This window comes from Candidatus Njordibacter sp. Uisw_039, from assembly GCF_047730075.1.
Lineage (GTDB): Bacteria > Pseudomonadota > Gammaproteobacteria > Pseudomonadales > Balneatricaceae > Njordibacter.
The window spans coordinates 1-25045 of the sequence record NZ_CP159831.1 but is presented as its reverse complement, the minus strand read 5'-3'; the positions used below and the strand labels follow the sequence as shown (position 1 = coordinate 25045).

Below are 25045 nucleotides of genomic sequence, written 5' to 3'. Positions count from 1 at the left end.
ACTGCAAATTAGGAACAACAATGTCCATTCGACCACTTAAACACGTCACCCCACAGATTGATTCGAGTGCGTTTGCAGATGAAGAGTGCATTATTATAGGTGACGTTCACATCGGTGCTGACTCATCTATCTGGCCCTACAGCGTCGTGCGAGGGGACGTTAATCACATTCGTATCGGCCACTCTACCAGCATTCAAGATGGATCAATTTTGCATGTCACCCATAAAAGCGCTCACAACCCAGAGGGCCATCCATTAATCATCGGTGACCAAGTGACCGTGGGGCACCGTACTATTTTGCACGGTTGCACCATCGGTAATCGAGTTTTAATAGGCATGGGTAGCACCATTATGGACGACGTGGTGGTGGATGACGACGTAATGATTGCGGCCAACAGTCTAGTCACACCAGGCAAACGACTCGTTAGTGGCTTTTTATATGCCGGCAGCCCTGCCCGACAAAAACGGCCATTAACTAATGAAGAACTATCAAGCCTTACCTACATGGCTAACAATTATGTGAATCTTAAAAATCAGTACTTGGCACAGGACAACTCATGACTAACCCCTACAATAAAGATTACCCTATCTCTTGGGAAGAATTACACCGTAACGCCCGAGCGTTAGCGTGGCGCTTGCTAGATCATGGGCCTTGGAAGGGTATTATTGCCATTACGCGCGGCGGCCTGGTGCCTGCGGCCATTGTTGCCCGTGAACTCGACATTCGCTTGATCGACACTATTTGTATTTCTAGCTATGGCCAACTTGAAACAGGTGTCGAGGCTAGCAAACAGGGCCAGCTTAAATTACTTAAAGGCTTTGATGGTGACGGAGAAGGATATTTGCTTATTGATGACCTTGTAGATACGGGCAAGACAGCGGCCGCAGTGCGAGAAATAGTACCTAAAGCCACGTTCGCCACTGTATATGCGAAACCGGCGGGTAAACCTGGGGTAGATATGTACGTTACTGAGGTCAGCCAAGATACTTGGATTCGTTTCCCATGGGACATGGCGCAGAGCTTCGCTACGCCTATTGCAAATCTTCAAGACTAAAGACCACAAGCTAGCCAAAAGGACCCGGCGTGACACAATTTTTATATTTATCCACCATCCTCATCTGGGGTACAACTTGGATCGCCATCCCTTTTCAGTTGGGTGAGGTTCCAGTACTCACTTCAGTGTTTTACCGCTTTGCCTTAGCGGCTGCTATTATGCTGTCCTTGGTACTTGTTAGCCGTCGTTTACAGGCCACAAGCAAACAAGACCATGGGTTTATGGTGCTACAAGGCATGTGTTTGTTTTCTCTAAATTTTGTCTGTGTTTATACGGCAGGTTTAGCAATATCTAGTGGTCTATTGGCAGTTATTTTTTCTGCCTCCACCCTTTTCAATGCCGTTAACAACCGCATTTTTTGGGGAGAACAACCAACCCCTGCGGTATTTGCTGCAGGTGTACTGGGCATAATTGGCCTTAGCTTAATGTTTTGGCCAGAGTTAGAAGCAGATTCAGATAAAGGGGCAGACTTAGCCAGCATCGGATTTGCTTTTCTGGGCACCTTTTTCTTTTCTCTTGGAAACATGATTGCTGTGAGGCACAACAAGAAAGGCCTCAAACCCTTTACTAGTAATGCTTATGCGATGATTTACGGCACCCTATTTTTAGCTGCACTGTTAGTCATTACCGAGACACCGTTAGCTTGGGACTCACGGCCTCAATACCTTGGCAGTCTGTTTTACTTAGCTATTATTGGAAGCGTTGCGGGTTTCACCGCCTACCTTTCCCTCGTTGGCCGTATTGGTGCCAACAAAGCAGCCTATGCCACCGTTATGTTTCCAATAGTAGCACTGGCCTTATCAACAGTCTTTGAAGGGTATGTATGGACCCTAAGCAGCGTGAGTGGTTTAGTGCTAGTTTTACTGGGCAATGGTCTTATTTTGGGTTTAAAACTGCCTTTTATTATACGGGCTAAGAATTGACAGCCCACCTTAACCTGACTGAGAATGGTTTTCCTCCATCACTGCCACTAAGATTGAGGGTGCAGTGCTTACTATTCATGATTGATACCCCAGTTATTACGCTGGTAGAGTATTGAGCTGCATCAATCACTCGCTTATTTCTTGGCATATTGGCTAGGTACTGCATTTGGTTCAGGTTTAACCCCCTGCAGAATTCAACTCTAACCACTTATACATAACGATTGCATCTACATAACCTAGACTTGGATGTAGAAAGGCTTTTGGCAAACAGCCCACTTTTTCAAACCCTAACTTTTGCCATAGATTTATTGCAGCTATATTGCTTGCTGCTACAAAATTAAACTGCATCGCTTTATAGCCCAACACACGCGCCTCTTGTTGTGAGTGTTGACACATAAAAGACGCAATGCCCCGGCCTCGGGCCTCAGGCGCAACCATGTAGCCACAGTTACAGACGTGACTCCCTGGGCCTGACTGATTGGTCTTGATGAAGTAAGTGCCAACAATAATTGCAGCCTCTTCAACCACATAAGTCTTCTGTGGGTCTTCTAACCATATTTTCTGGGCTTGCGCCCTAGTGGTGTTGTTTGGGTAGGCGTAGGTTTCACCTGCATTAGCAATGTCATGAAAAATAGGCCAGATCCCATCAAAATCAGCATTTGTAGCTTGCCGGATGTTCATGCTATCGAATCCTAAGTTAATTAGCACTTGTTTCAACACTGTCAGGGAAGTTTACAACTGTAGCTTTCACCAGATCAAATATAAAGGTAAAATTAAAACCAATTTTTCCACAGGACAAAGACCATGGGTAGAGCCTACCAAAACAAAAAATTATCCATCGCCAAAACATCTGACGCTAAAGCCAAGGTGTATAGCAAGTACGGACGTGAAATTTATGTTTGTGCAAAATCTGGTGGTGTTGAGCCCGATGGAAACTTAGCACTTCGTACGCTCATAGATAAGGCTAAAAAAGATCAAGTACCAAGCCACGTAATCGATAAGGCGTTGGAAAAGGCCAAAGGTAGTGGTGGTGAAGACTATTCCACAGCACGTTATGAAGGTTATGGCCCCGGCAGTTCTATGGTAATTGTTGAGTGCCTTACAGACAACCCTAATCGTACTTTTGGTGACGTCCGTCTATGCTTTACTAAAACTAAGTGCAAGATTGGCACCCCGGGCAGTGTAGGCCATATGTTTGATCATAGTGCTATTTTTGTTTTTAGCGGTGATGACGAAGATACCGTATTAGAGGCACTAATAATGGCCGACGTTGATGTAACGGACATTGAGTGCGAAGACGACATGACAACCGTGTTTGCTCCTCACACTGAGTACAATAAAGCCAAGCAAGCACTTATTGACACATTGGGCAATGATAAAGGCGAATTTGAGTTTGAGGTCGATGAGATCCAATTCATCCCACAAAACACCCACCCGGTAACGGGTGATGATGCGATTATGTTTGAAACCTTTTTAGATATGCTTACCGACCTTGATGACGTGCAAAACGTTTATCACAACGCAGACCTTAATTAAGTTTAGCTGCACCTCACACGTTATCTAATGCGGCCTCGACCGCGCTTTGAGCGTGAATGGCGGTGGTGTCGTAAAGTGGTATTGAAGTATCAGCCTGTTGCACCAGTAAGGTGATTTCTGTACAGCCTAAAATTATTGCTTGAGCACCTTGGTCAAATAGATCTTCAATCACATTAAGGTAGTAGCGCTTAGATTCTTTGTCAATTTGGCCAAGACACAGTTCTTGGTAAATAACCTCATGAACCTTCTGTTGTTGCTCGGCATTGGGCGTAATCACCTCTATACCAAACTCTTCAACCAAACGTCCTTTGTAAAATTCCTGCTGCATAGTAAATGCTGTGCCTAGCAGGCCTACTTTGGTGATGCCATCTGTTAACAGCTCATTAGCTGTAGCATCTGCTATATGAAGCAGCGGAATCTTCACAGCTGCCTGGACCTCAGCCGCCACCTTGTGCATGGTGTTGGAACAAATCAAAAATAGATCTGCCCCGCCGGCTTCTAAAGCTTTGGCCGCCTTAACCAAAATGTCTGCCGTGTCTTGCCATTTACCTAGACGCTGAAGCTGCTCAATTTCATGAAAATCCACACTATACAGGCAAATTTTAGCGCTATGTAAGCCCCCTAAAGTTTCCCTAACCCCTTGATTAAGCGCGCTGTAATAGAGACTGGTTGATTCCCAACTCATACCTCCTATAAGACCGATGGTTTTCATCGTTTAACGTTCCAGTAACTTACAAATGGTGTTCTTAGGTAAGGGAACGGTAATTGAAAATTCCACTTTCTCGCAAAAGCATTTGCCTTTCATAACATGATACCCCTAGATTTCCTTTCGCAACTCACTTCGTAGTGCCAGCAATACCTCTGCAGTTGGTGGCAACAAACCCCGCCATAGTTTAAAGGACTGAGCAGCTTGTTCAACTAACATGCCTAGACCATCGTTTGCTTGTGCTACGCCTTGTTTGACTGCCCATGTGTTGAACACTGTGGTTTTAGCAGAGTACATCATGTCGTAGCAGTGGGTATTATTGGTCAGTAAGCCATCTGGCAACGGTGGAAGGTCTCCAGCAAGACTAGCAGAGGTGCCATTGATAACCCAGTCAAATTGACCCTTTAGTTGGCCCATAGGTAAGGCATCAATACTTCCTAAGTCGGCAAATGAAGCTGCCAGCGTTTGCGCTTTACTATGGGTTCGGTTGGCGATTATAAGCTGCTTTGGAAGCTGCGCAAGGAGAGGTTGTAACACACCTCTAACCGCCCCACCTGCTCCTAATACTAAGATTCGTTTAGCTTTTAATTCGCCATTAAGGTTATGGCAGATGTCCCTCACCAAACCTACACCATCAGTATTTTCTGCCACTAATTGCCCTTGTTCATTTAAGTACAGAGTATTGGCGGCTTCTGCCTTTTCAGCAGCTGGACTAATAGCCTGTGCCATAGCAAAGGCCCGCTGTTTAAAGGGCACCGTAATATTTAGACCCTTACCACCGGTTGCAAAGAATTCCTTAACAGTGTGCTCAAACACAGCTTCTAGTACTAGTTGTGCTTGGTAGTTGATATGTTGTTTGGTAGCCTCTGCAAATGCCTTATGAATATTAGGAGATTTGCTTTGATGGATAGGGTTACCAAACACACGGTACTGATCTATAGACATGGGTTACTCCAGCCAATTTTTGGCAGGTAAAAAATCCCGCCCTAGTATAGCTTCTTCTGAACTCTCATCGATTTGGTAATCGTAGCTCCAGCGCACTTCGCTTGGCAATGACATGAGAATAGATTCTGTACGCCCCCCTGTTTGTAAACCAAACAAGGTGCCTCGGTCATATACTAAATTGAATTCTACATATCGACCACGACGGTGCAACTGGAAATCCCGTTGCCGCTCGCCATATGCCATGTCCTTGCGACGCTCAATGATGGGGCCATAGGCCTTAAGGTAGCTATCGCCTACACTTTGCATAATGGCAAAAGCAGTATCAAAATCAGGGTCATTTAGATCATCAAAAAACAGACCGCCCACACCTCTAGCTTCTTCCCGATGGGGCAAATAAAAATATTCGTCACACCAGGTTTTTAATCGCAGGTAAAGCGCTTCACCAAACGGATCACAGGCAGCTTTGGCCGTAGCATGCCAATGGCGGCAGTCTTCTTGGTTACCATAGTATGGTGTTAGGTCATAACCACCACCAAACCACCACACAGGTTCTTCGCCTGGCTTTTCCGCAACAAAAAATCTTACATTGGCGTGGGATGTTGGTGCATAAGGGTTTCGAGGATGAATTACCAGCGACACTCCCATGGCCTGAAAAGTACGTCCAGCTAGTTCTGGTCGATGAGCAGTGGCAGATGCGGGCATAGAATCGCCCATCACGTGGGAAAAATTCACCCCCCCTTTTTCAATAACGCTGCCACCAGCCAATACACGGCTGATACCGCCACCACCTGCTTCACGTTGCCATTCGTCGGCGATAAATTGAGCACCGCCATCTAATTCTTGCAAGGCATCACATATAGTTTGCTGCAGACCAAGGAGGTATGTTTTTACTGCCTTAATGTTGACGTTGGACACGAAGTATTCCTTAAATATTGATTTACGCTGGACGAATGACTTGTCCCGAAACTAAATCTTTCACTTGGCTGGGTTGTTTACTCTGGCCTAGCTCGCCATTAACTACGTAATCAAGTTGGTCGCCAAAGGTACGTGCTATGTGCAAGCGGCTTCTGATTGGTTGGTGCCCAGCTAAATTGGCAGAAGTAGATACTATTGGGCCGTTAAAACGATCACATAATGCGGTCACTATAGGATGGGCCGATACCCGCAAGGCAACGCTCGCATGCTGACCTTTAATCCATGGTGGCACCCAACATTGTGGGTCTGGTATTAACCAAGTGGTTGGGCCCGGCCAAGTTAGGTTAAGCTGCTCGATTTGTTGCGCCGTCAATGCGTCTAACAAGGGCTGAAACTGGCCCCATTGGGACGCAATTAATATTAGGCCTTTGTACATGGGCCGTTGTTTTAATTTGAGCATTCTATCTACCGCTGCCGCATTCCATGGGTCACAGCCTAAGCCCCATACCGCCTCTGTAGGATAGGCGATGACGCCACCGGTGATTAGGGTTTGTGTGGCGCGGTTTAAATGCCAATTGCTGGGTCGCATAGATTTCCTAAGACGCTTGTGCCTAAAGCACTTTTTCATAACCACCGACCGTCAGTCGCACCAGGCCAAGTAGCTCTAATTCTACCAATTGTGCTGCAACAACATTATACGGCTCATCCAATTGAGCGCAAAGTATATCAACTGGCACAGGGTCATAGCCAAAAACTCGCAGCAATTTTTGTAATTCTTCCACAATATACCCAGAATCTTGCTGTATAGTTAGGTCTTGGGGTTGGTAGCGCCCTACCCATGGCCGCAATTGAAGGGCCAATTCTGTCAAAACTTGTTGTGGTTGATCCACTAGTATAGCTCCGTTACGTATCAATTGGTGGCAGCCATGGGCTTGAACATTGTGCACGCTTGAGGGCACAGCAAAGACCTCCCGCCCTTGTTCCAATGCGGTTTTGGCGGTAATGAGAGAACCACTTCTAAGCGCCGCCTCCAAAACTAAAACGCCCATACTCAACCCACTGATGATGCGATTACGTGCTGGAAACCGGTATCCTAAGGGTTTGGCCATAAGCGGCCAAGGTGACACCAGCAATCCAGCGCCCGCAAGTATACGTTGTGCCAATGGCTGATGTTTTAATGGGTATATTTGACCTAACCCCGATCCGAGTACCGCAATAGTATCCGCTTGGGCGTCAAGGGCCCCTTGATGACAAGCACCATCTATACCTAAGGCCAAGCCACTGACGATTGTTAAACCACTGGCACCAAGGCTAGCAGCAAAAGTTTTGGCTAATGCCATCCCATTGGCTGTGGCTCTACGGGCACCCACCATGGCAATGCAGGGTTCATTAAGCAGGCTAGAGCGACCTTGCAACCATAAGAATGCAGGTGGGTGGTGAATTGATTTCAAAGCTTCTGGATAGTTCATATCATCATACAGTAGCAACAAGGCGTTGTTACTCTCTACCCAATGCAATTGCTTAGCGAGGCTCAATTGTAAAGGTTGAGACGTTAACCGGGCTAGACACTGGCGCTGCTTATGGCTCAAAATAGAGACTAACTGAGGCGACAATTGTTGCTCTAAAATAGTGGCTCCGTGGCTATAAAGTTGAGCTAAGTCGAAGCCTTGCTTAAAGGTTAGGTTGAGTTCGCTCAACGCAAGCCAAGCTAAATGATGATCATCCATAATCATTCCATTACTAAAGACAGATAGTGCTATAATTCTAGCTAATAAATTTATATTTGCGTTAGTAATCCTCAAACCTGCTGCGCCAGACCTCAACGAACACAGAATCCCATGGCACTATTACCAATTTTAGAGTTTCCAGATCCACGTTTGCGCAAAGTTGCAGTGGATGTGGTGCAAATTAACGATGACACCCGCCAACTGGCTAAGGACATGCTAGAAACCATGTACCATGCCCCGGGCATAGGTTTAGCCGCTTCACAAGTGAATGTTCACCAACGCGTTGTGGTGATTGATGTAAGCGAAGATGGTGACGACCCAAGGGTGCTAGTTAACCCTAGTTGGGAACCATTGACCGACGAAGTGCAAAGCTACCAAGAAGGTTGCTTGTCGGTGCCTGAGTTTTACGACGATGTAGCACGTCATAGCAAAATTCAACTCTGCGCCTTTGATGAAAATGGTGAAACTATTTCTGAGCAAGCCGAGGGCTTGTTTGCTGTTTGTATTCAACATGAACTAGACCACCTTAACGGTAAGTTGTTTGTGGATTACCTTTCACGTGTTAAAAGGGACCGCATCCGTAAAAAACTTGAGAAAAAACACCGTGATGAAGCCAAAGATGCGCTCTACGAAGCTAGGGCCAAAATTGACGAGGAAGCCCAAGCGTGAGCGAAACGGGTTTAAGAATTATTTTTGCAGGCACACCAGAATTTGCAGCCCAACATTTACAAGCCTTGCTTGATAGTTCACACCAGGTAGTTAGTGTTTACAGCCAGCCAGACCGCCCTGCTGGTCGGGGCCGCAAATTGACAGTTAGCCCAGTTAAGACCCTCGCCCTTGAACACTCGATTGAAGTACAACAACCGTTAACTCTAAAAGACCCACAAACTCAGCATGTATTGGCTAGCTACAAAGCCGACATCATGGTGGTCGTAGCTTATGGTTTACTACTCCCTCAAGTCGCTTTAGACACGCCTCGCTTAGGTTGTATTAATGTGCACGGCTCCTTATTACCCCGTTGGCGTGGCGCAGCGCCCATTCAACGAGCAATATTAGCCGGTGACGCAACGTCTGGTGTGACGGTTATGCAAATGGAAGCGGGCCTAGACACCGGTCCTATGTTGCTTAAAACAGGCATTCCCATTACATTAGCTGACACTAGCGCTAGCTTGTACAAAAAGTTGGCAGAGCTTGGTTGTAATAGCCTAGTTAAGGTTTTAAATGGCCTGCAAAGTGCAAAACTTACGGCGGAAGTTCAAGACAACGCTGAAGCCAACTATGCCGCTAAGTTAACCAAAGCCGAGGGCGCCATTGATTGGCACCAAAGTGCCCAGCAAATCAGCCTGCAAGTACGCGGTCTTAACTCCTGGCCAGTGGCCTACAGCGATTGGCAAGACAATCGCCTACGCATCTGGATGGCCCACGCAATAGAGTCCTCTGGTAACCAACCAGCTGGCACTTTAGTTACGCTTGATAAAACGGGTTTAGAAGTGGTGTGTGGTAGGGGCCACCTTAAAATCACTCAATTACAATGGCCTGGTGGCAAGACCCTAAATCAAAGTGAAATCATGAGCCTAAAACAAAAAATGATACTTGGTGAAGCCTTTACCAGCCTTAAGGTGGACAACTAACCATGGCAAACCCACGCTTATTGGCAGCCCAAGCCCTTACCTCTGTGTTGTGCCAAAAGGGCTCTTTAGCTTCTAGCCTACCTAAGGCCTTAGAAGCTGCAGAACATGGAGACCGCGCCCTCATTCAGCAACTGTGCTACGGCACCTGTAGGCATTTCCCACAACTGGAACTCATTGCGGAACAGCTTCTACACAAACCTATAAAGAGCCAGGATCAGGATATTTATGCACTCATTCTTATGGGTTTATACCAAATTAAGGCCATGCGTACGCCTGACTACGCGGCCGTAGATGCTACCGTGCAAGCTGCTAAGGCTAGTGGCAAACGCTGGGCAGACAAACTGATCAATGGTGTATTGCGTTCTTATATTCGTGGAGGTGTAGAACTTGCTGAAGTGCTTAATGAGCATGATGCCTACCGTTATAATCACCCCGAGTGGCTCGTGTCTAAGCTAAGCCACCATTGGCCAAATCATTGGCTACAAATTATAGCGGCCAACGACCCCCAAGGGCCTCTTACACTCCGCGTCAATAGCCGAAAAATCAGCCCTAGTGATTATTTAATCGCTTTAGCAGACGCAGGTCACCTAGGCCACGCATGCCAGATAAGCAATGTTGGAGTGCAACTTGTAAAACCTTGCGATGTCACTCAATTGCCAGGTTTTTCGGAAGGTTGGTTTAGTGTGCAGGACGAAGCACCGCAACTATCTGCGCAGTTATTACAACTAGAAGCGGGCCAGCGCGTGTTAGATGCTTGTGCTGCGCCCGGTGGTAAAACCTGCCATTTATTAGAAGCGCAGGATCTAGATGTCGTTGCGGTTGAGCTTGAACAACGGCGTATTGGTCGCATGGAAGAAAACTTACAGCGTATGGGGCTAGAAGCAAAGATCATCTGCGCCGACGCCAGTGAGCCAGATCAGTGGTGGGATGGAGAAACCTTTGACCGGATACTGCTTGATGCGCCCTGTTCGGCTACTGGTGTAATTAGACGCAACCCCGACATAAAAATTCTACGCACTAGCGAAGACGTTTTGGAACTGGCCCAATTGCAACTAAAACTACTACATAATCTATGGCCTTTGTTGAAACCCGGAGGTTATTTGCTCTACGCCACTTGCTCCATATTACGCCAAGAAAATGATCGCCTTGTGGCCCGCTTTTTAAAGCAGCAAACACAGGCCCAACATTGTGTCATTGATGGTGATTGGGGCATTGAAATGGATGTAGGCCGCCAGCTATTTCCTAATCCAACAAGTCACGATGGCTTTTACTACGCCAAACTTCACAAGCCACTCTAACAGTTGCAGTCATGATGGTAGATTCTGCCATGTGTTCTGCTATCATGGTGGCCATAAAAAGCTCTTGAGGCATTTTGCTCTAGTATGAAAATCATCATTCTTGGTGCAGGTCAGGTTGGCCGTACCCTTGCTGAAAACTTGGCCAACGAGGCCAATGATGTGACTATGGTGGACCAAGACGCCGGCCACTTAAAAGATTTACAAGATCGCCTTGATATTCGTACCGTGCGCGGGCATGCATCGCTTCCCAATATTCTAGCCAGTGCCGGTGCCGAAGACGCTGATATGTTAGTGGCTGTTACCAACAGTGACGAAGTAAACATGGTGGCCTGCCAAATCGCTAAAACCATGTTCCAAACACCTACCATTATTAGCCGTATCCGCGAACATCAGTATTTGTTAGAGCGCGAAGCCTTATTTAAACAAGAGCCACGAGCGTTTCCTATCGACGTCATTATTAGCCCAGAAAAGTTGGTTACCGCCCACGTTCAGCGACTGATAGAAAACCCGACGGCCCTACAAGTGCTCGATTTTGCCAAAGGTAAAGTGCAGCTGGTTGCGGTGACCGCCAGCCATGGTGGCCCATTAGTGGGTAAACCTGTATCTGATTTGCGAAGTCATATGCCTAACGTTGACACTCGCGTTGCGGCCATTTTCCGCAACGATAAAGCCATCGTACCTTCCGGTAAAACCCATATTCATGTCGATGATGAAGTCTTTTTTATCGCTGCTAAGGCGGATATTAGTAAGGTCATGAGTGAACTTCGTCGATTAGAAAAACCATATAAACGCATCATGATCGCAGGTGGTGGTAATATTGGTTCTAGGTTAGCCCAAAATTTACGTAATAATTTCCGCGTCAAAGTTATTGAACGCGGGCTAGAGCGTTGTGAGCACCTAGCCGATATCCTTGACGATGTCATCATCCTACATGGTAGTGCTTCCGACAAAGAGCTACTAATCGAAGAAAACATAGAATCTACGGATGTTTTTTGTGCCTTAACTAACGACGACGAGGCCAATATTATGGCGTCTATGTTGGCTAAACGTTTAGGCGTGCGCACGGTGATGACCCTAATAAACAATCCAGCTTACGTTGATCTAATAGAAGATGGCACCATCGACATTGCCATTTCTCCTCAACAGACCACCATCAGTAGCCTACTAACCCATGTCCGCCGTGGCGATATCGTCAACGTTCACTCCTTAAGGCGAGGTGCCGCAGAAGCTATCGAAGTGGTAGCTCATGGAGACACAAAAACGTCCAAAGTGGTTGGCCGTAATGTTGCTGATATTAGCCTGCCCCAGGGCACCAGTTTTGGCGCCATTGTACGTGGTGAAGACGTGCTCATTGCACACCATGACACTGTCATCAAAAACAATGACCATTGCATTCTATTCTTGACAGATAGACATATGATTCACGATGTTGAGCGACTATTCGCCGTTACACTTGGATTCTTTTAGGCCTTAATATGCACTTTCGTGTTACCTTAAAAATCATTGGTATGCTGCTAATGGCTTTCAGCGCCTCCATGTTGCCGTCATTAGTCATTGCCCTAAGCCTCCATGACGATGGTGCAGAAAGTGCGTTTGCGATCTCTTTCTTCATCACTTTTATTGCTGGTTTTTTGTTGTGGCTATGTTTTGCGAAACACAATAACGTTTTGCGCACGCGAGATGGTTTTGTGATTGTGGTGATGTTTTGGTCTATTCTAGGCCTGTTTGGCGCCTTGCCCTTTTACTTCTCCACGCCCTTGTCTATAGTTAACCCAAATTGGAGTTATGTGGACGCTCTGTTTGAATCCCTTTCTGGCCTTACCACCACCGGTGCTACGGTCATTACGCATCTTGATGTATTGCCTAAATCGCTATTGTTTTACCGTCAATTTCTACAATGGTTTGGCGGTATGGGTATTATCGTATTAGCCGTCGCAATTCTTCCTATGCTGGGCATTGGCGGTATACAACTATATCGAGCAGAAACTCCAGGGCCAGTAAAAGACTCCAAACTCACCCCCAGAATTACCGAAACAGCCAAGCAACTTTGGTATATTTACTTAACTCTTACGGTCACTTGCGGTTTAGCCTACTGGTTTGCAGGCATGAACGCCTTTGATGCTATCACCCATAGTTTTTCCACCGTTGCTATCGGAGGCTTCTCTACCCATGATGCCAGCTTGGGGTATTTTAATAGTGCTGCTATAGAAACCATTGCCATCGTTTTTATGTTACTAGCGGCGGTAAATTTTGGCCTCCATTTCCACACTGCGCGCACCATACGACAAAAACACTATAGAGCTAGCTTATTACATTATTGGAAGGACGAGGAATTCCGCTTCTTCCTAACTGTGATCGCCATCATTTGTCTTATCACTGTGACCACTTTGTGGCTCACCAATAACATGAGCTTTAACGATAGTTTCCGTCAGGGTGTGTTTGAAGTGGTCTCTATTGCCACCACTACAGGCTATGCCACAGCAGATTTCGCCCAATGGCCAGCCATGTTAGCCTTCCTTTTGTTCAGTGCGGCCTTCATGGGCGGCTGTGCCGGCTCTACCGGCGGTGGCATGAAGGTGGTACGGGTACTTATTATACTTAAACAAGGGCTTCGAGAAATACAACGGCTTATCCACCCTAACGCTATCGTTCACGTAAAGTTGGGCTCTAGCCCAATCCCAGATAGAGTGGCCGAAGCTGTGTGGGGGTTTGTCTCCGTTTACATTTTAGTCTTTTTGATCATGATGGTTGCCCTGTTAGCGACAGGCTTAGATCAGGTTACTGCTTGGTCAGCCGTAGGTGCTACCATCAATAATCTTGGCCCTGGTCTGGGTGACGTTGCACTTAACTATGGTGATATTAATAACACTGCTAAGTGGATACTATGTTTCTCTATGCTCTTGGGTCGTCTAGAAGTCTTTACCTTATTAGTGTTATTCACTCCCATGTTTTGGCGCGAGTAGGTTGTTCTATTAGCTAGTTTTTCTGAACCTATTCACAGACTTATCCACAGGAATTATTTGCTATGCCAGAGTGCTGGAACCAACGTTATTCTTTAACCTCTGAGTTACCTTGCGTCAGTTATGGCCTGCAAAATTACACCCATTTATTTCCCAACACTGGCTCCGGTTTAGACTTAGCGTGCGGTTTAGGACAAAACGCTATATTCCTTACAAATCATGGGCTTACGATGCATGGGTGGGACTATTCTACAGCTGGACTTAAGCAAATGCTGCACCATTGTGGCATGCAAAAAGTTGAGGTAAATCAACGGTGTATAGATCTTACAGATACGCCATGGCCAAACCAGATGTTTGACCTTATTTGTGTAACAGCATTTCTTAGTCGCACACTTTGTCCACAGATTATATCGCACCTCAATCCAGGTGGTATGTTAGTCTATCAGACGTTTAATCAAGTTACTCACATAGCAGGTGAAGCCCTTAGTAAGCCTCGGCGCCCAGCTTTTTTGTTGGCAAGAGGCGAGCTGTTAGAATTGTTTAATGAGCTAGAGCCTCTGGTCTATCTCGACGAACAAGAGCTGGCCCACCTAGATCACCCATTAGCCGGCAAAGCCTTGTTGATAGCCCGCAAGCCCTTAACTGTCTGAGCAACCATCAAACTAGCAAACACATGATCTTGGTTAACTGGCTGTCAGTTTTACTCCTGCTGTTGTCTAAAATGCACTAACGGTGCGATTTATTTTTAGCTAGTCCGCTCTAAAGTATTTTTGAAACGTCGGTATTCCCATTGGTATTGTTCTGGAGCGCTTTGGACCAACCTTTCTATTGATGTATTGATTGCTTGTACCTTGGCTGTCAGCACTTCAGTATTGTCATCGCTACAATTATCCGCCACACACCGGTCAGTAATGTCTTCTAGCTCAATAACGAACCCTTCGCTGGCATCCAAACGACGCGCAAAACCTAGAATAATGCGTGTGTTTTTAGTGTTAGCCAACTGCGCTGCTAATGTCATGGTATAAGCTGGCTGGCCAAACCATTGGCTAATTGTACCAGCTGCTGGCGGCGGTTCTTGGTCTGGCAATATCAGATTAACTTCACCTTTTAATAATGCTCGTTTAAGCAGCATTACGCCTTTCGCCGATGCTGGTGCCAGTTTCATGCCTGCGTTGCTTCTTGCTTGATGTATCAGTTTATCAAGGCCAGGCAATTTAGCAGGTTTATACAGGGCTGTGACCTTGGCTTCATGCGCAGCCCAATTAGCAAACAGTTCCCAGTTACCCAAATGAGGCGTTAATAGCACCACACCTCCTTTGCTTTGGGCTTGGCTAAGACATGCTGACCCTTGCACCGCCTTGATACTATCTAAACCGCGCTGACTAGGCTGTGTCCAATTGATACCCATCTCAAGTGCGGCGTATATAGTATGTAGCAAACTTTGGCGTACTAATTTTCCTTGTTGCTGACTGGTGAGGCTTGGACAACAGCGCCGGATGTTTAGCCGAGTCTGTTTGAGGTTTTGATTCGGCAACACCACCATGAGAGCTAATATTACCTTAGATATACTATGCAGCCACCACAGGGGTAGCTTTCCTAATATTCGTAATAGGCCCACAGCGAGGCTGGATTTCATTTTTTCAGACATAAAGTGGTCAAAGATTCTTTCTTAAGGCCTAAGTTTGGCTCAGTTAGGTAATGATACCTCGTAAATGGCCTATAAACGAGGGACTAGCGTGCTTTTAGGTACATGCCAGCCGCGTACTGCTAGTGTATAATATGGGGCTTAAATCTTGCTCTTGGCGTTGTGCTGAAGCAACTCTTTCTTTTACTTAATGCGTGGATTTAGTCGTGGATAAAACAACCGATACCAGTACTTTTCAAGGACTCATTTTTGCCTTGCAACAATACTGGTCTGCTCAAGGCTGCAACATCATGCAGCCACTCGATATGGAAGTCGGGGCTGGCACCTTTCATCCTGCGACTTTTCTTAAGGCCATTGGCCCTGAAAGCTGGCGCGCGGCATACGTTCAGCCCAGCCGCCGCCCTACAGATGGCCGCTATGGTGAGAATCCTAACCGGTTACAACATTATTTCCAGTTTCAGGTAGTCATTAAGCCATCACCAACAAATTTTCAAGAATTGTACTTACAATGCCTAGATCACCTGGGTATTGATACCCAGGTACATGATGTACGTTTTGTTGAAGACAACTGGGAATCTCCAACACTGGGCGCATGGGGCTTAGGCTGGGAAATCTGGCTTAACGGTATGGAGGTGTCCCAATTTACCTATTTCCAACAAGCAGGTGGTCTTGAGTGCTTCCCGGTGATGGGTGAGATTACTATCGGTCTTGAGCGTATCGCCATGTACCTACAAAACGTTGATAGCGTGTATGATCTCGTGTGGAGCCGCGCTGCTGATGGCACTACTGTGAGTTATGGCGACATATTCCATCAGCAGGAAGTAGAAATGTCGACCTACAACTTCGAACACGCGCAAGTAGATACACTGTTTAGTAACTTTGACCATTACGAGGTTGAATGTGTCCGTATGGTTGACGCTAAACTGCCCTTACCCGCTTACGAATTTGTCCTTAAGGCATCCCATGTATTCAACTTGCTTGACGCACGCCATGCCATCTCAGTCACAGAGAGGCAGCGTTATATTCTAAGGGTTCGCGCCCTCGCCCGCCAAGTTGCATTGGAATATTATGCCGCCCGCAAAGCACTTGGTTTTCCCCTTGCTAGCCAGGACTTGAAAGACGAGTTATTGCAGCACGAGGAGCAAAGCTCATGAGCCAAGCCGATTTTTTGTTTGAGTTAGGTACTGAAGAGCTGCCTCCAAAATCTTTAATGGCCTTGTCTAGGGCATTAGAATCCAGCATTACAGGCCAGTTAAAAGAGCTTGGTTTGGAACATGGCCAAGTCATACCTTACGCTACGCCACGCCGATTAGCCGTGATCATTGAGGCCTTAGAAGTGCAGCAGGCTGACCGTCACGAAAGCCGTCGCGGCCCTTCTGTTAAAGCGCCAGAAAAAGCAGTTGAAGGTTTTGCTCGTTCCTGCAAAGTTACGTTAGACGATTTGGCTATTGTTGATACAGAAAAAGGTCAATATTACCAATTTGAGTGCCAAATTAAGGGTTCCAAAACGCTTGATCTTTTGGCAGATGTAATCGACGTCGCCTTAGCTAACCTACCTATAGCCAAGCGTATGCGCTGGGGTGCATCACGTAATGAATTTGTGCGTCCGGTACAGTGGTTCATCCTCTCCTTAGGCAATGAACTCGTGGATACCCAGTTGTTTGATTTGAGTAATAGCCACTCTAGTCGTGGGCATCGTTTTCATAGCCAAGGCCAGATCACCATTGATTCACCTTCGAGTTATGCACAACAGTTGCGCAACCAAGGTCATGTTGTTGTTAGCTTTGATGAACGTAAAACCATGATCCGTACACAAATATCGGAGCAGGCTAAAGCTCTCAATGCTACAGCTGTAATCGATGAAAAATTACTCGACGAAGTGACTGGGCTAGTCGAATGGCCGGTGTGTTTAACCGGTCGCTTTGATGAGGCATTTTTGAAAGTGCCTGCCCAGGCTTTAATTTCTTCCATGAAAGAACATCAGAAATATTTCCATTTTGTAGATGACAAGGGTGATATTTTGCCCCTGTTTCTTACCGTCAGCAACATTATTAGCAAGGATGCTAACCGCGTTATTGCGGGTAATGAACGTGTTATTCGTCCACGGCTTGCCGACGCTGTGTTCTTTTTTGAAACTGATAAGAAAACCACATTAGAGAGCCGTAACGAAGCTTTGGGAAAAGTGGTGTTTCAAGCAGAACTAGGCACCGTGCTTGACAAGACCCGACGGGTTTCTCAATTGGCTAGCCGTATTGCCCGCCTAATTGGCGCAGACAGTGCTCTGGCAGCTCGTGCAGGCGCCCTATCTAAGGCTGACCTTAATACCGATATGGTGCTTGAGTTTAGTGACTTACAGGGCCTAATGGGCCACGTTTACGCTCTCAGCGATGGTGAGGATGTTACGGTTGCAGCCGCCCTAGAGCAACACTACTGGCCTAAGTTTGCCGGCGATTGTTTGCCACAATCCTCTATTGCTAGCGCTGTTGCTATTGCTGATAGGTTAGATACCTTGGTAGGGCTGTTTGGTATTGGTCAACCGCCTACGGGTAGTAAGGACCCGTATGCCTTAAGACGGGCTACCGTTGGTTTATTACGCATTATTATTGAACAAGATTTGGAACTTGATCTTGCTGCGTTGCTTCAGGCCTCTTATGCTTTGCATGAAGATTTACCATCACCCTTAGCAAAAGTTCAACCACAGTTATTGAACTTTATATTCGATCGTCTACGGGCCCACTATGAGGATCAGAAAGTTTCAGTTGATATTTATTTAGCCGTCATGGAGAACAAATCTAATTCACCATTAGACTTTGATCGCCGTGTTCAAGCTGTAAGTCAGTTCTTGAAGCTTGACGCAGCGCCAGCTCTTATCGCGAGTAATAAACGTGTGAGTAACATCCTTAGCAAAAATGGTAATGGTGATTCCTCGTTTGATGCAGCATTGTTGTTAGAGGCTGCCGAGATCACATTAGCTGACTCGTTGGAAAAAATTAAACAAAGCAACTTGGCTGTTATAACTCATGGCAACTACCATGATGCGCTACAAGCACTTGCTCAGCTGGCAGGCCCACTTGATCAATTCTTCTCAGACATCATGGTAATGACTGATGATGATGCCCTTAAGAACAACCGTTTGGCATTGCTGTCAGAACTTCAAACTGAGCTTGGTCGTGTGGCTGACATTAGTTTGTTGGCCCATTAGAATTTGATTTTTTAGAGTGTTTCACGTGAAACATTATTGTTAATTTTTCCCATACAACACCGCTAGTCACTTTCTACAGCCAATAAAAAGCCTCCGTTTGGAGGCCTGTTTATTGGCTATAGTAGCTTCTAAACGCCAGAGCTAGAAGTCCAAATTGGCAACCCGTAGGGCGTTTTCTTCGATAAAGATTCTGCGGGGCTCAACCTCGTCACCCATAAGAGTGGTAAACATTTGGTCTGCCGCAATGGCATCATCAATGGTTACACACAACATACGACGTTGCTCCGGATCCATAGTGGTCTCCCACAATTGGTCTGGGTTCATTTCACCTAAACCCTTATAACGCTGAACAGAAAGACCACGGCGTGCTTCCTTCATTAGCCAGTCCAAACCATGAGCAAAGCTTTCCGTTGGGAAGGTCTTTTCGCCCCGCTGGAAGTAACCATCTTCTTCTAATAACCCAGATAGGGCGGCATTAAGAGCGACGATAGACCGGTACTCACTGGAACTCAAGAAGTCGAAGCTAATCATATAGTCATCGTCGATACCGTGGGTTGTGATGGTAATCATGGGTAAGTAGCCATCACGCTCTGGGTTTGCGCGCACCTGGCCATCGTACATGGCGCCACCCACTTCCTGCCCTTCTAAACTCTCCAAAATTGAATCTAACCATGCCGCAACCTTATCTTGATCATGCAATTCGTCTAGGGCAAGTACCGGCGCATAAATCATTTGCTTCAAGATGACCCCTGGAATTATACGCTCAACACGTTTAACAGTTGCCATGACCTGACGATACTGTACCGCCAAACTTTCCAAACCAGTACCCAAAATTGCTGGAGCACTTGCACTGGAATGCAAAGATGCACCGTCCATTGCGCCTTGTAGTAAGAACCCATCCAGTGCTGGATCATCTTTGAGGTATTGCTCCTGCTTACCTTTCTTCACCTTGTAAAGTGGTGGCTGGGCAATAAACAAGTGGCCATTTTCAATCACCTTGGGTAAATGACGGAAGAAAAAGGTTAACAACAAAGTACGTATGTGGGCACCGTCGACGTCGGCATCGGTCATGATTATCACACTGTGGTAGCGTAACTTCTCAATATCGAACTCATCACGACCAATACCACAACCTAAGGCAGTGATTAATGTCCCAACCTCAACAGAGGAAAGCATCTTGTCAAAACGAGCCTTCTCGACATTGAGAATCTTACCCTTTAGCGGCAGGATCGCTTGGGTTCGGCGATTACGTCCCTGCTTAGCAGAGCCACCTGCAGAGTCGCCCTCCACTAGATAGATTTCAGAAAGACCAGGGTCTTTCTCTTGGCAGTCTGCTAACTTACCAGGCAGACCTGCGATATCTAAGGCTCCCTTGCGACGAGTCATATCACGCGCCCTTCGAGCCGCTTCCCTTGCTCTTGCCGCATCGATCATCTTGCCAACAATGACACGTGCCTCTTGAGGGTGTTCTTGTAGAAATTCAGACAAACAACGACCCAGCTCCTGCTCTACAGCAGACTTAACTTCTGATGAAACCAGCTTATCTTTAGTTTGGGAGGAAAATTTTGGGTCTGGCACTTTAACGGAAATAATGGCGGTTAAACCTTCTCGTGCATCGTCCCCAGAAGTTGCTACCTTGGACTTCTTCTGTGCCGACTCTGCTTCTATGTAGTTATTTAGGGTACGGGTAAGGGCCGAACGAAAACCACTGAGGTGAGTGCCACCATCTCGCTGAGGAATATTGTTTGTAAAGCAGTGGATACTTTCTTGGAAAGAGTCATTCCACTGCAATGCGACCTCTACACCAACACCATCTGCATGCATGGTATTAAAGTGCATACACTTGTTGATTGGGGTCTTGTTGGCATTCAAATATTCAACAAAGGCAGCTACGCCACCTTCGTAACAAAATACTTCTTCTCGCCCAGAGCGGTCATCTTTAAGACGAATGGCCACACCTGAATTTAGAAATGAAAGCTCACGTAAGCGTTTAGCCAAAATATCAAAATGGAACATGATGTTTGTAAAAGTATCAGGTGAAGCCGTGAACGTACAGGTGGTGCCGGTACCTTCAGTTGTGCCCACTACCGCCAAAGGAGCTTGTGGAACACCGTGATGGTAAATCTGCTCATGAACCTGGCCGTTACGACGAATGGTAAGTTTTAATTCCGTAGAAAGTGCGTTTACTACACTTACGCCTACACCGTGTAAGCCACCTGACACCTTATAACTATTGTCGTCAAATTTACCACCGGCGTGCAGCACCGTCATGATAACCTCAGCTGCAGACACCCCCTCTTCCAAGTGAATGTCTACGGGAATACCACGTCCATCATCAACAACAGTTACCGTATCATCAGACTGAATGGTTACGCTAACTTCACTACAATAACCAGCTAGAGCTTCATCGATACAGTTATCGACAATTTCAAACACCATGTGGTGCAAACCTGTACCATCATCCGTATCACCAATATACATGCCTGGGCGCTTACGCACCGCGTCCAATCCCTTAAGGACTTTGATACTGGACGAATCGTAGACTGTCTCTTCGCTCATTAATTACTCCGAAGTCATTTTCTTAAATAGTGGCAGCCAATCCTAAATGGATATTTATTCCTGGCTTACTTGCCCGTGTTTCACGTGAAACATTTTAATTTGCGCTTCTTCTGGCCAACAATCAGTTAGCTCATCGGGTCCAACACTAGTGACAAATACCTGTGTATCTAAACTCACTAACTGCCGGCATATCTCTCGCCTGTGGGACCAGTCCAACTCAGCCGCTAAGTCATCAACTAAAAAAACACACTTACGACCCTCAGCCTCACTTAACAATTTTCCTTGGGCTAACTTAAGCGCAACGACAACTAACTTTTGTTGGCCACGAGATAGGCGCTCAACAGCATTTACGCCATGCAAGGTTAACTTAACGTCTGCACGTTGAGGCCCTTTCTGGGTATAACCGAGCCGTAAATCACGTTCCAAGGCTTCTTCAAGTATGTCTGCATAATTACGATTAGCAGACCAGCCCGAATAATACCCAAGCTTTAAATCAGGCAAATTCACCAAACCAGACAGCAACTCGAAGAATACTGGCTCAAGGAGCTTCAAATAGGCCTCTCTGAGGCCATTTAACTGCTCGGCAACCTCTACCAAACCTGGGTCAAAACTAGCCCTTACATCGGCGCTCATTGTACCACATTTCAGGGCGCTATTACGTTGTTTTAGCAGCCTCTGAGCCTGTTTCCACAGGCCAAAAAAGATTGGGTTGTGATGATACACTCCCCAGTCCAAATACTGCCTACGAACACTTGGTCCCGCCTCGATCAAGCGCGCACTATTAGGGTCAATCAGTTGAATAGGTAATAGGCTAGCAAGTTCAGCGACAGACGACAGGTTTTCACCATTGAGACGCACATTATGATCACCATCCAAACGGCGATTCATACCCAAAGAGTCAGTAACTCCCTGTGGATTTTTTATCTTGGCAAACAACAGGCAATCAGTGTGCCCTTGAGCAATGACAGAGGCCAATTTTAGACTACGGAAAGAGCGGCCTAAAGCAAGCATGTGTATCGATTCTAAGATACTAGTTTTGCCACTGGCATTAAGCCCATAAAGTAGATTGATACCCCCATCAAATTGAAGGTCAACATGATGCAGGTTGCGCAACCGCTGAATACTTAGTTGCTGTACAGACATTAGCCATAGCGCCTGTGGATAACACCTTTCACAAGATGTGTATAAACTACATTCACCAGCTTGGCCAGTGATTGAAAAACAGGTTGGATTTCAAGCTCTGTTACAGACGCATAGGCATGATGACGTATTGGGCCGCACCATTACCACCGTCCGCCAACAACGCACTAGAATTAGAATCACTCAAAGTAATTTTAACCTGATCACTATGCAGTACATTAAGCACATCAAGGACATATCCAACGTTAAAACCAATTTCAATTTGAGCACCTTGATAATCTACCATCAGACTTTCTTCAGCTTCTTCCTGCTCTGGGTTATTAGCGACAACTTGCAAGTTCGTATCACTTACAGTCATGCGCACGCCACGGTACTTTTCATTAGATAATATAGCTGCACGGCTTAACACTCCGCGCATAGCTAAGCGATCAACAAGCACAATCTTGTCGCCATTACGTGGCAATACGCGCTCATAATCTGGAAACTTGCCATCAACTAGTTTGGAGGTGAAAATAAAATCATTGGTAAATGCGCGAATGTGGCTGGCGCCAATTACCAAGCGAACGGAGGCATCTTCTTCCGTCATTAAGCGCGCCAATTCCAGCACACCCTTACGAGGCACGATCAACTGCTGTCCAGCTTCGTCAGGCAAACCAACCGGCATAAAACTGGTTGCCAAGCGGTGGCCATCGGTGGCCACTGTGCGCAACTGACTATCTTTAATCTCAAACAACATACCGTTTAGATAATAGCGCACATCTTGCTGCGCCATGGCAAAACCGGTTTGATCCACAAGTTGTTTAAGGGCCATTTGAGGCACCTCAAATTCGAACGACTCAGGGCTATCTTCGACGTTGGGAAAGTCTGTCGCAGGCAATGTGGATAACTTAAATTTACTGCGCGCGGAGCGCACCAAACATTGTTCTTCGTTTTGGGAAACTTCAATCATGGCGTGATCAGGTAATGATTTGCATATGTCCATCAACTTACGTGCCGGAATCGTCACCCCACCATCCTCACCTGCCTGATCTAAACTCACCCGGCCCACTAACTCTACTTCCAAGTCAGTGCCTGTAAGCGTAAGTTGATCACCCTCCACCACGACCAATATATTGGCCAACACAGGTAGGGTTTGGCGCCTCTCAACAACACCTGCAACTAACACTAAGGGCTTTAAAAAGGCTTCTCGGCTGATGGTAAATTTCATACTACAATCCTGTTAACGGTTTTTGCTCCGTAAACTATCGGCTTAGACAGTTAATGAGCGATATAAGTTATCATAATCATCGTGAATGTCACGATCTGCTTCGCGTAATTCTTTTATTTTGCGGCACGCGTGCAAAACTGTTGTATGGTCTCGCCCACCAAATGCATCGCCAATTTCGGGCAAGCTATGATTGGTGAGCTCTTTCGACAACGCCATGGCCAACTGGCGTGGTCGAGCCACTGACCGTGAGCGACGCTTCGACAAGATATCAGCAATTTTAATCTTATAGTAGCTTGCCACAGTTTTCTGAATGTTATCTATACTGACCTTTCTATCCTGAAGCGCCAACAGGTCACGCAGTGACTCTTGTATAAAGGGTGTAGTAATGGCCTCACCAGTAAAATGAGAGTTTGCAACCACCCGTTTGAGGGCGCCCTCTAATTCGCGTACGTTGGAACGAATCTTTTTTGCAAGGAAAAATGCTGCGTCTTCGGGCAAAGCAATATTTCCTTCAGCGGCTTTCTTCATCAAAATGGCCACCCGCGTTTCTAGCTCAGGAGGCTCTACTGCTACAGTTAAACCCCAACCAAAGCGAGATTTCAAACGATCTTCTAACCCCGCTATCTCTTTAGGGTAACGATCACAGGTTAAAATCATCTGCTGACCACTCTCCAATAGGGCGTTAAAGGTATGAAAAAACTCTTCTTGTGAGCGCTCTTTGCCGGCAAAAAATTGTATATCATCTATCAACAAGGCATCAACTGAGCGATAAAACCGTTTAAATTCATTAATAGCGTTGAGCTGCAAGGCCTTAACCATATCGGCTACAAAGCGCTCTGAATGCAGATAGACCACTTTTGCATTAGGGTTGCGTTCTATTAGAGCCGCTCCAACCGCATGCATTAAGTGAGTTTTACCTAAACCTACTCCACCGTATAGAAACAGTGGGTTATAAGAACTACCAGGGTTTTCTGCCACTTGTTTAGCTGCCGCTAAGGCCAACTGATTAGACTTACCTTGAACAAAGCTTGAAAAAGTAAACGCACGATTCAAATAGCTCTGATGCCGCACTGACCCTTCAACCTGAACCACACGCTGTCGCGCAGGCTCCTCACCAAACTGAGGTTGTATAATCGCACTTGCTTGCCTTGGTATGGCAGGCGTAGCCGTAGCAGCATTGGGTGCAAAAGCAGAAGGAGGAGTAGTTGGGGACCGTTCACTAAGGTGATTAGCTACTCTTTTTGTAGAGCCACCAGAAGGGTCCACCACCAACTCCACATTTTGAGTCGTATCTGAGGCGTAATCTGCAACCAATTCACGTATTCTAGAAAAGTACTTATCTCTAACCCAGTCTTGCACAAACCGATTGGGTGCCAACAATTGAATGACTCTGCCCGACTCATTAACCTTCAGGGGTCGAATCCAAGTATTAAATTGCTGACTAGGCAGTTCATCCTGAAGACACGCCAAACATTGTTGCCAAATCACTTGAGCCATTTTTAACTAGAGCCAAATTAAACTAAATTGCCAAAGCCAGATGACTGGCCTTAGCTGATGTAATAACGACAATCATTTTATCACCAAGTGCCTAAAGTTA

At 46.2% G+C, this 25045-nt stretch carries 23 protein-coding genes; 12 read left to right on the top strand and 11 right to left on the bottom strand.

The genetic code is table 11. The features are described 5' to 3' along the window. Window positions 1–20 precede the first annotated feature (20 nt). Genes ABXT70_RS00115 through ABXT70_RS00105 form a run of 3 tightly spaced genes read left to right on the top strand, consistent with a single transcriptional unit; the run spans window position 21 to window position 1977 of the window. Entirely contained in the window at window positions 21–560 is a 540-nt protein-coding gene (locus ABXT70_RS00115; protein WP_443641152.1) for a gamma carbonic anhydrase family protein, read from the top strand. Next, window positions 557–1054: a xanthine phosphoribosyltransferase gene (gpt, locus tag ABXT70_RS00110; protein WP_443641151.1), complete on the top strand. Its 498-nt coding sequence runs from the start codon at window positions 557–559 to the stop codon at window positions 1052–1054. Before ABXT70_RS00115 ends, gpt begins: the two co-directional genes overlap by 4 nt. Before the next feature lie 29 nt (window positions 1055–1083). Next, window positions 1084–1977, top strand: coding sequence for a DMT family transporter (locus ABXT70_RS00105; RefSeq protein ID WP_443641150.1), 894 nt, complete (start codon window positions 1084–1086; stop codon window positions 1975–1977). Window positions 1978–2154: 177 nt separating this feature from the next. Here the strand turns inward: ABXT70_RS00105 and ABXT70_RS00100 are convergent, their stop codons facing one another. Continuing rightward, complete coding sequence (locus tag ABXT70_RS00100) at window positions 2155–2658, bottom strand: GNAT family N-acetyltransferase (RefSeq protein WP_443641149.1); 504 nt, start codon at window positions 2656–2658, stop codon at window positions 2155–2157. 123 nt (window positions 2659–2781) lie between these two features. On the opposite strand from ABXT70_RS00100, the gene ABXT70_RS00095 reads away from it, so the two are divergent. Continuing rightward, window positions 2782–3513 (top strand): YebC/PmpR family DNA-binding transcriptional regulator, encoded by a 732-nt coding sequence (locus ABXT70_RS00095; RefSeq protein ID WP_443641148.1) that lies wholly within the window; start codon window positions 2782–2784, stop codon window positions 3511–3513. Window positions 3514–3526: 13 nt separating this feature from the next. Here the strand turns inward: ABXT70_RS00095 and ABXT70_RS00090 are convergent, their stop codons facing one another. The 5 genes from ABXT70_RS00090 to dprA form a co-directional block, all read right to left on the bottom strand. Then, the gene (locus ABXT70_RS00090; protein WP_443641147.1) at window positions 3527–4225 is read right to left on the bottom strand and encodes an aspartate/glutamate racemase family protein; all 699 of its coding nucleotides are present in this window, start codon (window positions 4223–4225) and stop codon (window positions 3527–3529) included. Between the two features lie 105 nt (window positions 4226–4330). Further along, a complete protein-coding gene (gene aroE, locus ABXT70_RS00085; RefSeq protein WP_443641146.1) occupies window positions 4331–5164 on the bottom strand; it encodes a shikimate dehydrogenase in 834 nt (277 codons plus the stop codon). 3 nt (window positions 5165–5167) lie between these two features. Beyond that, complete coding sequence (hemF, locus tag ABXT70_RS00080; protein ID WP_443641145.1) at window positions 5168–6079, bottom strand: oxygen-dependent coproporphyrinogen oxidase; 912 nt, start codon at window positions 6077–6079, stop codon at window positions 5168–5170. A 22-nt stretch (window positions 6080–6101) separates the two neighbouring features. Continuing rightward, window positions 6102–6668 carry an L-threonylcarbamoyladenylate synthase gene (locus ABXT70_RS00075; protein ID WP_443641144.1) on the bottom strand — a complete coding sequence of 189 codons (567 nt, stop codon included), beginning with the start codon at window positions 6666–6668 and terminating at the stop codon, window positions 6102–6104. A gap of 22 nt (window positions 6669–6690) precedes the next feature. Next, a complete protein-coding gene (dprA, locus tag ABXT70_RS00070; protein ID WP_443641143.1) occupies window positions 6691–7806 on the bottom strand; it encodes a DNA-processing protein DprA in 1116 nt (371 codons plus the stop codon). A 111-nt stretch (window positions 7807–7917) separates the two neighbouring features. Between dprA and def the strand changes: the two genes are divergently transcribed. The 6 genes from def to ABXT70_RS00040 all read left to right on the top strand — a co-directional run bounded on the left by def (window position 7918) and on the right by ABXT70_RS00040 (window position 14345). Continuing rightward, window positions 7918–8475: a peptide deformylase gene (def, locus tag ABXT70_RS00065; RefSeq protein ID WP_443641142.1), complete on the top strand. Its 558-nt coding sequence runs from the start codon at window positions 7918–7920 to the stop codon at window positions 8473–8475. Beyond that, entirely contained in the window at window positions 8472–9437 is a 966-nt protein-coding gene (gene fmt / locus ABXT70_RS00060; protein ID WP_443641141.1) for a methionyl-tRNA formyltransferase, read from the top strand. Before def ends, fmt begins: the two co-directional genes overlap by 4 nt. 2 nt (window positions 9438–9439) lie before the next feature. After that, window positions 9440–10735, top strand: a complete 1296-nt coding sequence (rsmB, locus tag ABXT70_RS00055) for a 16S rRNA (cytosine(967)-C(5))-methyltransferase RsmB (RefSeq protein ID WP_443641140.1) — start codon at window positions 9440–9442, stop codon at window positions 10733–10735. A gap of 84 nt (window positions 10736–10819) precedes the next feature. Then, window positions 10820–12202, top strand: coding sequence for a Trk system potassium transporter TrkA (gene trkA, locus ABXT70_RS00050; protein ID WP_443641139.1), 1383 nt, complete (start codon window positions 10820–10822; stop codon window positions 12200–12202). An 8-nt stretch (window positions 12203–12210) separates the two neighbouring features. After that, window positions 12211–13698 carry a TrkH family potassium uptake protein gene (locus tag ABXT70_RS00045; RefSeq protein ID WP_443641138.1) on the top strand — a complete coding sequence of 496 codons (1488 nt, stop codon included), beginning with the start codon at window positions 12211–12213 and terminating at the stop codon, window positions 13696–13698. A gap of 62 nt (window positions 13699–13760) precedes the next feature. Continuing rightward, the gene (locus ABXT70_RS00040; protein WP_443641137.1) at window positions 13761–14345 is read left to right on the top strand and encodes a class I SAM-dependent methyltransferase; all 585 of its coding nucleotides are present in this window, start codon (window positions 13761–13763) and stop codon (window positions 14343–14345) included. Window positions 14346–14440: 95 nt separating this feature from the next. Here the strand turns inward: ABXT70_RS00040 and ABXT70_RS00035 are convergent, their stop codons facing one another. Continuing rightward, window positions 14441–15343, bottom strand: coding sequence for a lysophospholipid acyltransferase family protein (locus tag ABXT70_RS00035; RefSeq protein WP_443641136.1), 903 nt, complete (start codon window positions 15341–15343; stop codon window positions 14441–14443). Window positions 15344–15546: 203 nt separating this feature from the next. On the opposite strand from ABXT70_RS00035, the gene glyQ reads away from it, so the two are divergent. Continuing rightward, window positions 15547–16494 (top strand): glycine--tRNA ligase subunit alpha, encoded by a 948-nt coding sequence (glyQ, locus tag ABXT70_RS00030; protein ID WP_443641135.1) that lies wholly within the window; start codon window positions 15547–15549, stop codon window positions 16492–16494. After that, a complete protein-coding gene (gene glyS, locus ABXT70_RS00025; RefSeq protein WP_443641134.1) occupies window positions 16491–18542 on the top strand; it encodes a glycine--tRNA ligase subunit beta in 2052 nt (683 codons plus the stop codon). Before glyQ ends, glyS begins: the two co-directional genes overlap by 4 nt. Before the next feature lie 141 nt (window positions 18543–18683). Here glyS and gyrB read toward each other — a convergent pair whose 3' ends face one another. The 4 genes from gyrB to dnaA all read right to left on the bottom strand — a co-directional run bounded on the left by gyrB (window position 18684) and on the right by dnaA (window position 24945). Further along, window positions 18684–21101 carry a DNA topoisomerase (ATP-hydrolyzing) subunit B gene (gyrB, locus tag ABXT70_RS00020; protein ID WP_443641133.1) on the bottom strand — a complete coding sequence of 806 codons (2418 nt, stop codon included), beginning with the start codon at window positions 21099–21101 and terminating at the stop codon, window positions 18684–18686. 54 nt (window positions 21102–21155) lie between these two features. Further along, window positions 21156–22244 carry a DNA replication/repair protein RecF gene (gene recF / locus ABXT70_RS00015; RefSeq protein ID WP_443641132.1) on the bottom strand — a complete coding sequence of 363 codons (1089 nt, stop codon included), beginning with the start codon at window positions 22242–22244 and terminating at the stop codon, window positions 21156–21158. 100 nt (window positions 22245–22344) lie between these two features. Beyond that, window positions 22345–23448 carry a DNA polymerase III subunit beta gene (gene dnaN, locus ABXT70_RS00010; protein WP_443641131.1) on the bottom strand — a complete coding sequence of 368 codons (1104 nt, stop codon included), beginning with the start codon at window positions 23446–23448 and terminating at the stop codon, window positions 22345–22347. A gap of 42 nt (window positions 23449–23490) precedes the next feature. Next, window positions 23491–24945 carry a chromosomal replication initiator protein DnaA gene (gene dnaA / locus ABXT70_RS00005; RefSeq protein WP_443641130.1) on the bottom strand — a complete coding sequence of 485 codons (1455 nt, stop codon included), beginning with the start codon at window positions 24943–24945 and terminating at the stop codon, window positions 23491–23493. Between the last annotated feature and the right edge of the window lie 100 nt (window positions 24946–25045).